This is a genomic window from Gallaecimonas pentaromativorans (assembly GCF_003751625.1).
GTDB lineage: Bacteria > Pseudomonadota > Gammaproteobacteria > Enterobacterales > Gallaecimonadaceae > Gallaecimonas > Gallaecimonas pentaromativorans.
Window position 1 is genome coordinate 110,440 of the sequence record NZ_RJUL01000003.1, and the last position, 11,978, is coordinate 122,417.

Sequence of the window (11,978 nt, forward strand, 5' to 3'; positions counted from 1 at the left end):
GTTTCCCCCAATCTTTATAAACATGCACCATTGCTGTAAAAACAATCAACCCATACCTGAGTATTGTTGGGGATGTTCTGTGCAAAGGAAGGTTGCGTTATTTTTAACTGTGCCGTAGATTCCAATAAAACAGTGTTCGATTAGGCAAATAAAGATGGGTCGACGCAACGATCACAGCCCGGTGGAATTTGACAAGATGGTGGTGGACACCGTCTGGCAGTGGCTGCAAAACCAAAGCGCAAGCGATCTTAGCCTGCGAAAAATCGCCAGTTTGATTGGCTATGCCCCCAGCACCCTGGTGTCGGTGTACGGCAGCTACGCCTTGCTGCTGCTTAGGGTCAACAGCGCCACCCTCGACCGCCTCGCCCAAAACCTCGCGGTTACCGACCCCAAAGCGCCGGCCAGGGACAGGCTGCTGGACGCCGCCCTTGGTTACCTCAACTTTGCCCGGGAACATCCCCACGCCTTTCGGCTCATCTTTGAGCACAAGCTGGCCGAGGGGCAGAGCCTGCCACCGCATTTTTGCGACAAACTCGAAGCCATGTTTGGCCTGGTAGAAGCCCCCCTTAGCGAACTGCGCCCAGAGCTTAGCGCCAGCGCCCTGCATCTTCATGCACGCATGCTGTGGGCCAGCGTACACGGCATCTGCCAGTTGGATATCGACAACAAATTATTCTTGCAAGGCGCCGAGGGCCAAGCCCTTATCTGCGCCCTGCTCGGCCATGTTTTGGACAAGGAGTCCCAATGAAAGCCCTGCTTAGCCAACGCCGTTTCGGGCCGCTTTTTTTCACCCAGGCCCTGGGGGCTGCCAACGACAACCTGTTCAAAAATGCGCTGATGCTGCTGCTGACTTTTGGCGGCAGCCAACTGTTGCCCTGGCAGGACAGCTCCCTGACGGTGAACATTGCCGCCGGCCTCTTTATTCTGCCGTTTTTGTTGTTCTCCGCCACGGCCGGTAGCCTTGCCGACAGCATGGATAAGGCGCGGCTTATCCGTTACATCAAGCTGTGGGAGATCCTCATCATGGCCGGCGCCGTGCTGGCGCTGTGGGCAGGGCAATACCTGCTGCTGCTGGGGGTATTGTTTTTGATGGGCAGCCAGTCGGCCTTTTTCGGGCCAGTCAAATACGCCATCTTGCCGCAGCTGTTAAAGCCCTCGGAGCTGGTGGCCGGTAATGCCTGGGTGGAAATGGGCACCTTTGTGGCCATTTTGCTTGGCACCATCGCCGGCGGCCTGGTGGTGGGTATGGAAGCGGCGCTGCGTTGGTTAAGCGTGGGGCTGCTGGTGCTGGCCGTGGCCGGTTATCTGGCCGCCCGGCTTATTCCCGCTGCCCCGGCCAGCCCCAAGGCCCAGCCTTTTCAATTCAAACCCTGGCAGCAAAGCCGGGAGATGTTTCGTATCGGCCGCCAAAACCGCACCCTCTTTCTCTCCTTGATGGCCATCAGCTGGTTCTGGTTCCTGGGTGCCGGTTACCTTACCCAGTTTGCCAACTACGCCCGCCTTAACCTTGGCGGCGACAACACCGTGGTCACGGCGCTGCTGGTGGCGTTTTCGGTGGGGGTGGCCATCGGCTCCATGCTCTGTGAGCGCTTAAGTGGCGGCCAGGTGGAGCTGGGCCTGGTGCCCATCGGCTCGGTAGGGTTGACCCTTTTTGGCCTGGACTTGGCCTTTGCCTCGCCGACCGAAGTGGCGCCGCAACTGATGGGCCTTGGGGCATATCTCGCCGAGCCTTACGGTTGGCGGGTGCTGATTGACCTAACCCTTATCGGGGTCTTTGGCGGCCTTTTTATCGTGCCCCTTTATGCCCTCTTACAATCTCGCGCCGACGAAGATCAGCGGGCGCGGGTGATCGCTGCCAACAACGTGATGAACGCGCTGTTTATGGTGGCCAGCGCGCTGTTTGGCATCCTCTTTTTAAGTGTGATGGAGTTGTCCATCGACCAGTACTTCGGGGTGCTGGCCATCATGAACGCAGCGGTGGCGCTCTATGTGTACTTCCAGCTGCCCGAGTTCGTGCTGCGCCTTTGCATCTGGCTGCTCAGCCACAGCTTTTACCGGGTGAAAAGCCAAGGCCTGGCGCAGATCCCCAAAGAAGGGCCAGCACTGCTGGTGTGTAACCACGTCAGTTTTGTCGATGCGTTGCTGCTGGCCGGCAGTTGCCGGCGCCCGGTGCGCTTTGTGATGGACAAAAGCATCTACCAGTTGCCGGTGCTCAACTGGCTGTTCAAGGTGGCCAAAACCATTCCCATTTGCTCGCAAAAGCAAGACCCTGACACCTACCAGCGGGCCTTTGAGCGCATCGACGCCGAACTGGCCGCCGGCGAGGTGGTGTGCATCTTCCCCGAGGGCAAACTGACCCGGGATGGCAACATCAATAGCTTCCGGCCGGGGGTGGAGAAAATTCTTGAACAACGCCCGGTGCCGGTGGTGCCCATGGCACTGAAGGGCCTGTGGGGCAGCTTTTTCAGCCACCAGGGCAAAGGGGCCTTTAAACCGGGGCGCGGCCGCTTTTGGTCAAAAATCGCCATCGTTGCCGGCCCGGCTTTGGACGGTGCCCACACCGATGCCGCAGAGCTGGAGGCCCAGGTACGAGGCTTGCGCGGCGAACAAATGTAATTAAAAAGAAACAAAAAAGTGATCGCGTTTCCTACAAAAAAAGGCAGAATAAAAATCGATAGACGATATTTTGCCCAGAAAATCAGGGCGGTAGGATGCGCCAACCATGCAATTTCGCCACGAGACATTCCTGCTCGACACCCACCACCTGAAGCTGGGTGACGGCGAGCGGTCGGTCACCCTGGATGCCCGCATGGGTAAGCTGCTGGAGCTGCTGTATGAGGCCTACCCAGAGTGCTGCTCGCGCCAGGCCCTGCTGGATGCCTTGTGGCCCAATACCGTGGTGTCTGACTGGTCCCTGTCCAGGCTAATCAGTGATTTTCGCAAGCTCTGCCAGGACCACGGCCTGGACGCCCCGATGATCCAAACCCTCAAGGGCCGGGGCTATCGGCTGGAAAGCCATGCCTGGCAGATGGCCGCCTCCCAGCAACCATCCGAGCCGCCGCAAACCGTGCCCAAGCTCAACAATCGCCCCAGCAAACTGTGGCTGGCGGCGCTGCCGTTGATGGCCTTGGCGGCGCTGCTGTTGTACCTGCCGCTGTCGGCCAACAACACCCCTTTGCAAATCGCCGAGCCGCATAACGCCCTTGGCCGGGTACTGTGGGTAGACGACCACCCCGGCAACAACACCGCCGAGCGGCGTTTTTTGGAGGCCAAAGGCATTGCCACTTACATTGCCACCTCAACCGAGGAGGCCCTGACCATACTGTCGCTCCATCGCCACAATGCTGTTATTACCGACATGGGCCGGGACGACGACGTGCTGGCCGGGGTGCATCTTCTGGAACAGATGCGGGCCAGGGGCGATCTGACCCCGGTGCTCTTCTACACCATCATGCCCTCGGATGAAAAACGGCAGTTGGTGATGGCCAAGGGGGCCCAGGGTATCGCCTTTGATTCCACCGCCCTTTACCAGCAATTACAGCCCTTTTTCCCAGCCCGTTCCGCCGCCAAACAAGGTAAATAACCCCCTGATTAACAAGGTTTCAAGTTAAATCACGTTCATTCATTAGCAAAGACGAATGATCCCTTGCAGCGTCTCAAAGGCCAGCCAGGGAATGGCGCAAGACCCAGCACCTGGCGGCTTTGGTCTTGTCCCTGAAATGGAGCATTCCCGTGATGAAAAGCCAGTCAATCCTTGTAGCGTCCCTGGCCCTGCTACTGAGCGCATGCGGTGGCAGTGACAACGACGACACCCCAACGCCCGTTACCAACAGCGCCCCCACCTTCAGCCCCCTTGCCGTTGAAACCTTGAACGGCGCCCCGGTCAGCATCGACCTTGCCACCATGAGCCAGGACCTTGATGGCGACACCCTGACCATCAAAACCCTGGGCGAGGCCGCCCACGGCAGCCTGAGCGCCAACGGCCTGGTGGTGAGCTATGACCCGGACGACAGCTACGCCGGCACCGACACCTTTAGCGTGGTGCTGACCGACGGCCAGCATGATGTCAGCGGTGAGCTCAGCGTCGATGCCTACCAGGGGCTGACCATCAGCGGCTCGGTGGTAGACGAACCCATCCCCGGCGCTACCGTGACCGTGACCATCAACGGCCAAACCTTTACCGCCACCGCCGATGCCAACGGCGACTATGTGCTGGATCTCAAAACCCTGGATCTGGGGGGATACGTCAAGCTGGTAGCCACCAGCAGCACCAGCCCGGATGTGCTGCTGGTGAGCCTGGTCGGTGAAGCCGGCAGCCTGGTTGCTGGAGGCGGCACCGTTAATAACGACGTGACCAATATCACCACCGCCCGTTACGTGCTGGCGGTAGAAGCCAATGGCGGCGAGATAACCTCCAACAGCGAAATGGCCAGCGCCGAAGATGGCATCGACGCCGACAAGCTCTTGGAAGTGGCGGCAGTCATCAAGGTGATGCTGGACAATCCTGATTACAGCCTGCCAGAAGGTTTTGATAATGTGCTGGATTTTGTAGCCGATACCGAAGCCTATAACGACTTTGTACAAGAGGTCACCAGCACCAACCCAGACGACAACGCCCTAACCCAGGCCATGGCCGCCATTATCAGCGATCCGGCCCTGACCACCGCCTTTACCAGCGACAACCTGGCCAGCCACTACTATGTAACCAGCGCCGCTGCACCCGGCTTTTTGGCCAGAGGCGGCGACCTCATCACCCTTGCCAGCGACAACAGCTGCCTCTTTGCCAACGAATACAACACCCAAAGCTGCACCTGGGCCATCAGCGACGGCAAGCTCAACGTCACCTTTGCCACGCCGCTGGAAAACTACGGCTTTTATAACGTTTACGATCTGCTGCCTGCCGCCCAGGCGGATCAGTTCATGGACGAATACGGCACCTCCCAACTGGGTGGCACCCGCTATGACAAAGGCTACAGCTACACCCTGCTGGTGAGCGGTGATGTCATCGACAGCGTCAACGTCGCGGTAACCTATGACATCGTCTACGACGAGGTCTGGATAGGGGGCGAGAAAATCGACCTGCCCAACCTGACCGATGACAGCGACGATTTTCGCCAACTGCTGCGTAACGGCGATGGCTCGGTGCCCATGGACATCGACCAAGACGCCTTGGCCGACGACTGGGCCGTGCCCACCTATTACGACAGCGCCTATGGCCTTACCTACAACGGTGACCTGCTGGTGTTTAACTCCAACGGCACCGCCACTAGCGGCACCGGCCATGCCGACCTCTCGGACCGGGATTTCAGCTGGAGCCTGAGCAGTAATACCGTCACCCTCACCTTTACCGACGGCACCGTGCTTAGCGTCGTCAAACTTGATGAGGAAGGGGAGCTTAACGGCCTGGCCCTGACCACCCGAGATAGCACCGGCAAGGTGCTGGCTTTTAGCTACAACTTTGGTACCTGGAAAGACGAAACCAATCCCTTTACCGCCACCAACGTCCTGACCCCAACGGGCCACCACTGGGCCACCTTTGTTAACGCCTGGGACGCCAGCTACTGGCAGGACGGCGAGCTGGACTACATGGCCATCTCCGCCTTTGGCTGGGAGTTCTATGCCGACGGCACCTCTGACAACCTGCAGTACTACTACGACGGTGGCGATGAAGACGGCGATGGCAACACCAGTGAAGTCATGGACCGCCGCTACTACGGCACCTGGTCCATCGACGAAGACGATGTACTGAACTTCAACCGCTGCTTTATGGCCGGCAACTGCGAGCGCCGCCAGTGGTTGTCACTGCACAACGACGGCGAAGAGCTTATCGTGCTGGAGCGCGCCTATCGCGATGACGGCAACGGCGAGTATTTATCCATACCGCCGCGTCTTAACATCTACCGCGACTGGCAAAACTTGACGGTAGACAGAGCCGTTAGCAGCAATAACCGGGTGGTGGCCTACCCCAGTAGCCGCAGCAAACGCCCCCGCAATTAAGGCGGTAATTGACAAGGCCCCGCCTCGGCGGGGCCTTGTCTTATCAGCGCACAGTCTGCCGCGCTTTTCCTTGCACTCTTAGGCGCCTTGGTCCATGTTGTCTGCCGCCTATGCCCCAGCCGTAACGGGGCTGACCAAAACAAGAGGACCTCCAGGTGAAAAAATCCCTTATCGCCCTGGCCCTGGCCGGCCTGATGGCCGCGCCCGCCTTTAATGCCAGCGCCGACACCGCCAGCAGCAGCTATAACCTGCAAGCCCAGCGCGACAAAATCGTGCCGGTGAAAATGCAGGTCAACACCGCCTTTTTGAACGCCGAGCAAAAGCAGGTGGTCAATAAGCTGATCCAGGCCGCCCAATTGATGAGCGCCATCTATCTGCGCCAGATCAATGAGCAAAACCCGGCCATCCGCGCCGAGATTGCCGCCTCCAACCGCCCGGACAAAGCCCTGCTGCTGAACATGTTCGACGAACATTTCGGCCCCTGGGACAGCCTGGCCGCCGGCCACCCCTTCTTTGGCAACAAGCAAAATTCCCTGGGCGCCGGCTTCTACCCGGCGGACATGACCAAAGAAGAGTTCAACAGCTGGATTGCCAAGCACCCGGAAGATAAAGAAGCCTTTACCAGCCTCTATACCGTGATTCGCCGCGACGGCGACAAGCTGGTGGCCATCCCCTATTCCCAGTACTACAAAGAGTGGCTGGAGCCGGCCGCCAAGCTGCTGGATGAGGCCGCCGCCATCACCAGCAACCAGAGCCTGAAAAACTTCCTGAGCCTGCGGGCCAAGGCCTTCCGTACCGACGATTACTTCGCTTCCGAAATCGCCTGGATGGATCTCAAGGACACCCCTATCGAAGTGGCCATCGGCCCTTACGAGAACTATACCGATGGCCTCTTTGGTTACAAAACCGCCTTTGAAGCCTTCGTGACCATCAAAGATCCGGTGGCCTCCGGCAAGCTCGATCGCTTCAAGAAATACCTGCGCGACATGGAAGCCAACCTGCCGGTACCGGAGCACTACAAGAACTTCAAGCGCGGCTTTGCCTCCCCCATCGCCGTGGCCGACCAAATCCAGGGCGGCGGCGATAACGTACCCGGCGTGCAGACCATCGCCTTCAACCTGCCCAACGACGAGCGGGTCCGCGAAGCCAAAGGCGCCAAGAAGGTGCTGTTGAACAACGTGATGGCTGCCAAGTTCGAGCGCATCATGAAGCCCATGGCCGCCCACATCCTGGTGCCTGAGCAAGCCAAGCTGCTGGACCAAAAATACTTCGGCTACGAGACCCTCTTTCACGAGATGTCCCACTCCCTGGGCCCAGGCTCCATCGTGGTTGACGGCAAGCCCACCACCGTTGCCGCCCAGCTCCAGGAGCTTTATTCCGGCATAGAGGAAGGCAAGGCCGACGTAATGGGCGCCTACAACATCCTGTTTTTGATGAAAAAAGGCGAGCTGCCTGAGAGTGAGAAGAACAACCTGCTGGCCACTTACGCCGCCGGTCTGTTCCGCTCCATGCGCTTTGGCGTGCACGAGGCCCACGGCATCGGCGCCGCTTACCAGTACAGCTACTATGTGGACCACGGCGCTCTGAACCTGCAAAAAGACGGCCTGTACCGCATCGACTTCAAAAAGCTGGAAAGCGCCATCACCGGCCTGGTGCATGACGTAGTGGTGGTGCAAGGCGACGGCAACTACGCCGAAGCCAAGGCTTTCCTCACTCAATACGGCCATATCGACGATGGCGTGCGCCACGTCAATGCCAGCCTTGGTGATGTGCCGGTGGACATCCAGCCCATCTACCCCAGCAAGATTTAAGCTCGCTGATAAAAAAGCCGCCCTCGGGCGGCTTTTTTAATGGCCGATGGCCACCAAGAGCCGCTGGCAGGTCCACACCACGGCCACCAGCGACATCACACTGCCCGCCGCCGGTAAAAAGCGGCGCCGATAACCGGGGTTAAAGCGAAAGAGCAATAGGGGGGGCAGCACCAACAGCACGATAGCCAGCTGCCCCACTTCCACCCCCAAGTTAAAGACTAAGATGGCTGGCAGCCGGGCATCGGCCGGCAGGCCAAGGGCGGCCAAGGCGCCGGCAAAGCCCATACCGTGCAGCAGGCCAAAGCCGGCGGTCATCCACAACACTTGGCGGCACCAGGGCCAAATCAGATTGAGCGCCGCCGCCAGCACCGACACCGCGATGGCCAGCTCCACCCAGGGGCCAGGCAGCAGCTCAACGCCGAGCGCCGTCAAGGTCAGGGTCACCGAATGGGCCAGGGTAAAGGCCGACACTATCCACAGCACCTGGCGCCAAACGCGCTTGCGGTTGGCCTCCACCGCCCAGCCCCGTCCCCGCGCCACCAGCACCGCCGGCAGCAGCAATGCCAGCAAAAACAGCACATGGTCGATACCGGTCCAGATATGCCAAACCCCTTGCAGCAGGTACTCGGCCAACACCCGCCACAACGGCCTTTGGCCAAGGGCCACCTCGCCCTGGCCCGGGCTTATCATGCCCGCCGGGTGCCCAGCCATGGCCAGCAGCAGCTTATGGCCCGGGGTCTTGCTAAAAAGCCGGTAATCCAAAGCAAGCGCGCCAGCCTCTGGGCAATCAAGGCGCAGCGGCAGCCATAAAAACACCTCGTTGAAATGACGCTCGGCCTGCCAGTTGCCTGTAAGGCTCAGGGCGCAGGGCTGCTCGCCTCGGCGAAAACGCAGCCCCTGGCCAACCACTGCCGCCACCGCCGCGCGGTGCTGGGTGACTTCGCCCCAGGTCAGCTGGCCATCGGCGTCGCTGTCAAGGTTAAGGCGGCTGGCCAAATCCATCAGGCTCAGCTCCAGCACCCCTTGGTTGCCGTCCAGGCGCAGAAAAGCGGTGCTGGCCTGGTGGCCCCAGGCTGGCAGGGCCAGCAACAGCAGCAATAACCAGCCTTTCATTGCCCCTCCTCGACCCTGGCCAGCAGGGCTCTGTCTTTGGGTTCTTTAACCTGGCTGAGGTTTTGCTGCGCCCAGTAAAGGGCTGCCTTGGCATCAGGGGCCACCTCCAGGTAGTAACGGGCCAGCACCGCCGCATGCTGGTTGTCCTGGCGCCAACTGAGCCATTGGATGCGATCATCGAGCCGCGCCCGCCAGGGGCCGGCCGGGTCAGCCAGGGTCAGCTCAAGCAGCAAGGCATCGGCCAGGTTATTGATATCCTGCTGCCGAAAATACGCAGCCAGCGCCTGCCCTTGGCCGGTTTCGCGCATGGCCTGGGCCCACAACACCGAGGCCGGTAAGTCGAGCTGCCCGGCAAAGGGCGTCAGCCAATCAAGGGCCGCCTGCGGCGATTTGAGTTGCAGCGCCAGGTCGGCCGCCATGCTGGCCAGCCACAGCCCAATACCGTTCTGGGGCAAAGGAGCCTTGGCCAGCAAGGCCGATAAGCGCCGGTAGCTGTCGGCCAGATCTCCGGCATCGGCCCTGGCTTCCAGCAGGCAAGCGGCACTGATCTCAAGGGCCACCTGCCCCATCAAATGCCGACAGTGGCCCTCGGCGCGCTTAGGCTCGCCGCGCATCAAGGCCAGCCGCGCTGCCAATAGCTGGCCGCTGGGGTCCTCGGGGTGCAGCGCCAGCCAGCGCCCTAAAAAGACCCCGGCCTCCTCCAGCCGATGGCTGTGCTGCAAGAGTCTGGCCTTTTGCCACCAGTACCAGTCGGGCTTGGGCTCGGGTAAGGCGGCAAGGGCCGCATCCAGGCGGTCCATCAAGCGCGGATTGGCGGACAAAAAGGCCTGGTCCATGGCCTCACTGATGGCCGCGCGCGTTGCCGGCAAGGGGCTGGTATCGACCTTTGCCAGCACCTCGTCGGCGGCCGGTATCCAGGCCGCCTTGGCCAGCATCGGCAAGGCGGCCAGCCACCACAGTCTCATTGGCCCCCCTCCAGCAAATCGGCATATTCGGCGGTGTCGGTCACGTCCTGGGTAAAGGCCCGGCCGTTGATGGCCAGGGGCTCGGCATCCATATCCTGCATAAAGGCGGCGCGGGAATAACGGCTAAAAGCCACCTGCTGGGCGGTAATGGTGAGGTTGACGGTGGCGGTGTCGCTTTTGTCGCCGTCGCTGACGGTGAAAGAAAAGCTGTCGCTACCGGTGTAGGTGGCGGCCGGGGTGTAGCTAAAGGCGCCGCTGGCCGACAGGGTCAAGGTGCCGTTGCTGACACCGCTCGCCAGGCTAAAGCTCAGCGAGTCGCCGTTGGCGTCGCTGGCGCTTAGCCTGTCGCTAAGGGTGGTGTCGGCTTCCAGGGTAAAGTTGGCGTCCTGGGCCATGGGGGGCAGGTTGGTCTGACCGTCGCCGTCCGAGCCGCAGCCGGCCAGCACCAAGGTGAGCAGGCAGATAAAACGTTTCATGACAGGCTCCTTAGTTGGGTGAACCGGCAACCGGGGTTTTGAGGTACGGGAACTGGCTGTCAATCATGCTGGCATCCAAAGGCGCGCCATCGGTGAAGGGTACGTTGCCCACCGGGGCATCGTCACTGGTGCAAAGGCCCAAGTCGGTATCCACCCCGCCCACCGGAATGGGGTAGCAAAGACGGCCCATCATTACCCGCAGCGCAATGTCCACCACGTCGTCACCGGGGCGGCGGCCATTGGGGAACCCAGCCAGGTCGTCACCGGCCACGCCAAAGGCCGATTGCTGCGCAGCCGCTTTGGGGGCGATGGCGGTATTGAGGCGCAGCATCTCCGACGGGGTGACGGTGGCCTGCTGGTTGACCCCGGCAAAGCCGGTCAAGAAGGCCGCCACCAGATCGGTTCTTGGCAGGTTGCTGGGGGCCAGGTTGCTGATGCTGGTGCCAAGGGTGCTGTTCACCGCGTCACGGAACAGCAAGTCCAAAATGGCCGGCAAGGTTGGGTTGGTGACATAGGTGGCGAACTGGGCATCGTCTTTGGGTTCGGACGAGGAGAAGCGGTCTTTATCGGCCAGGCCTATCACCAGCTCATTGACCAGGGGGTTGGACAGGCGCGACACCTGTACCAGGGCCCCGCCCTGGACATTGGCTTTGGCGAAGGTGGCAGCAGGATTGAGGATCCGCGCCTGGGGCAGGCTGGCGGTGGTCCAGGCGCCAATCACGCCGTTACCGCTACCGATAATGCAGCTGATGGGCAGCTCCAGGGCCAGGGTAGTGACGTTTTTGTCTTTGAGATCGTCATTGTCGCTGCTTTGGCTGATGCCACCGGGAAAGCCGCCACCGTCACCGGCGCCAGGGGCTGAGTCCCCTTCCACCGGCACATAGTTGACCAAGTCAAAGGTCTCGCCCAGGTTCACCACAAAGGGGTCCTTGCGTTGGCCAACGAAGACCCGGCCACTGCTGGCACAACCGGGCAGGGACACCTCGGCGATATATTGCCGGGCGTACTGGCTGTAGGCGTCAGCCGAGCCAAAGGTTTTAAGGCCAACAAAGTCGTAAGGCTTGGTGAAATCCCCCAACTGGGTGCGGTTGCCGCTGCGCTGGGCACCGGTAACCAGGCTCAGGCTGTAGCTTTCATGGAAGTTAAGGGCGGCGGTGTTGCCGCTGGCCAGGGCGCCCACGTGTTTGAGGGGCACCGCCACCGACTGGTCGCCAATGGGCAGGGTGACGGCGGGGGTGCTTTCGGCAAAGCGGAACTCAAAGGTTAAGTCTTCAACGGCGTCGCCATCGTTATCAATCTTGATGGCGTAGACCGCCTTGGGATCCAGGGTGAAGTAGTTGGGGCCGCCGTAGGCATCTTGCAGCGGAAGGTAGTTGGCAAGCAGGGTGACAAAGCCTTCCCGGCCCGACTCATAACTGCGAAAGACATAAAAATCGGTGGAGTCCAGGGCCGGCATCCGGCTGATGGCCGGGGCTTCGCGGTGGCTGGAGGCCTGGCTGGCGCTTGCCGCCAGGCCCAGAGCCAAAGCGAGTGCAACGGAGCTGACTTTCATGACAGTGTCCTTGTTTGGATGAAGGTTCCTGTCTTAAACGCCCCGGTTGCCGCATCGGATGCAT

Annotated in this window: 9 protein-coding genes; 5 read left to right on the forward strand and 4 right to left on the reverse strand. The window is 60.6% G+C overall.

Annotation, left to right across the window (positions count from 1 at the left end; genetic code table 11):
• Positions 1-154 precede the first annotated feature (154 nt).
• From EDC28_RS06055 to EDC28_RS06075, 5 genes are all read left to right on the forward strand, one after another.
• A complete protein-coding gene (locus tag EDC28_RS06055) occupies positions 155-748 on the forward strand; it encodes a TetR/AcrR family transcriptional regulator (RefSeq protein ID WP_050657387.1) in 594 nt (197 codons plus the stop codon).
• Positions 745-2,616, forward strand: a complete 1,872-nt coding sequence (locus EDC28_RS06060; protein ID WP_123421002.1) for an MFS transporter — start codon at positions 745-747, stop codon at positions 2,614-2,616. Before EDC28_RS06055 ends, EDC28_RS06060 begins: the two co-directional genes overlap by 4 nt.
• Before the next feature lie 106 nt (positions 2,617-2,722).
• Positions 2,723-3,583, forward strand: a complete 861-nt coding sequence (locus EDC28_RS06065) for a winged helix-turn-helix domain-containing protein (RefSeq protein WP_123421003.1) — start codon at positions 2,723-2,725, stop codon at positions 3,581-3,583.
• Between the two features lie 152 nt (positions 3,584-3,735).
• A complete protein-coding gene (locus tag EDC28_RS06070) occupies positions 3,736-5,997 on the forward strand; it encodes an Ig-like domain-containing protein (protein WP_050657384.1) in 2,262 nt (753 codons plus the stop codon).
• A gap of 155 nt (positions 5,998-6,152) precedes the next feature.
• The gene (locus tag EDC28_RS06075) at positions 6,153-7,808 is read left to right on the forward strand and encodes a dipeptidyl-peptidase 3 family protein (RefSeq protein WP_244946550.1); all 1,656 of its coding nucleotides are present in this window, start codon (positions 6,153-6,155) and stop codon (positions 7,806-7,808) included.
• Between the two features lie 36 nt (positions 7,809-7,844).
• Here EDC28_RS06075 and EDC28_RS06080 read toward each other — a convergent pair whose 3' ends face one another.
• From EDC28_RS06080 to EDC28_RS06095, 4 genes are read right to left on the reverse strand one after another with little or no spacing between them, the layout of a single operon-like run.
• On the reverse strand, positions 7,845-8,921 hold the full coding sequence (locus EDC28_RS06080) for a HupE/UreJ family protein (RefSeq protein ID WP_123421004.1): 1,077 nt from the start codon (positions 8,919-8,921) through the stop codon (positions 7,845-7,847).
• Entirely contained in the window at positions 8,918-9,886 is a 969-nt protein-coding gene (locus EDC28_RS06085) for a tetratricopeptide repeat protein (protein WP_123421005.1), read from the reverse strand. Before EDC28_RS06085 ends, EDC28_RS06080 begins: the two co-directional genes overlap by 4 nt.
• A complete protein-coding gene (locus EDC28_RS06090) occupies positions 9,883-10,362 on the reverse strand; it encodes an Ig-like domain-containing protein (protein WP_123421006.1) in 480 nt (159 codons plus the stop codon). The genes EDC28_RS06085 and EDC28_RS06090 overlap by 4 nt, the downstream gene beginning before the upstream one ends.
• A gap of 10 nt (positions 10,363-10,372) precedes the next feature.
• Complete coding sequence (locus EDC28_RS06095; RefSeq protein ID WP_123421007.1) at positions 10,373-11,914, reverse strand: DUF4331 domain-containing protein; 1,542 nt, start codon at positions 11,912-11,914, stop codon at positions 10,373-10,375.
• Between the last annotated feature and the right edge of the window lie 64 nt (positions 11,915-11,978).

What these genes read in the sequence shown, in the direction of transcription:
- EDC28_RS06090 (WP_123421006.1), bottom strand. Translation starts at nt 10,362, where the DNA reads ATGAAACGTTTTATCTGCCTGCTCACCTTGGTGCTGGCCGGCTGCGGC.
- EDC28_RS06080 (WP_123421004.1), bottom strand. Translation starts at nt 8,921, where the DNA reads ATGAAAGGCTGGTTATTGCTGCTGTTGCTGGCCCTGCCAGCCTGGGGC.
- EDC28_RS06085 (WP_123421005.1), bottom strand. Translation starts at nt 9,886, where the DNA reads ATGAGACTGTGGTGGCTGGCCGCCTTGCCGATGCTGGCCAAGGCGGCC.
- EDC28_RS06065 (WP_123421003.1), top strand. Translation starts at nt 2,723, where the DNA reads ATGCAATTTCGCCACGAGACATTCCTGCTCGACACCCACCACCTGAAG.
- EDC28_RS06060 (WP_123421002.1), top strand. Translation starts at nt 745, where the DNA reads ATGAAAGCCCTGCTTAGCCAACGCCGTTTCGGGCCGCTTTTTTTCACC.
- EDC28_RS06095 (WP_123421007.1), bottom strand. Translation starts at nt 11,914, where the DNA reads ATGAAAGTCAGCTCCGTTGCACTCGCTTTGGCTCTGGGCCTGGCGGCA.
- EDC28_RS06070 (WP_050657384.1), top strand. Translation starts at nt 3,736, where the DNA reads ATGAAAAGCCAGTCAATCCTTGTAGCGTCCCTGGCCCTGCTACTGAGC.
- EDC28_RS06055 (WP_050657387.1), top strand. Translation starts at nt 155, where the DNA reads ATGGGTCGACGCAACGATCACAGCCCGGTGGAATTTGACAAGATGGTG.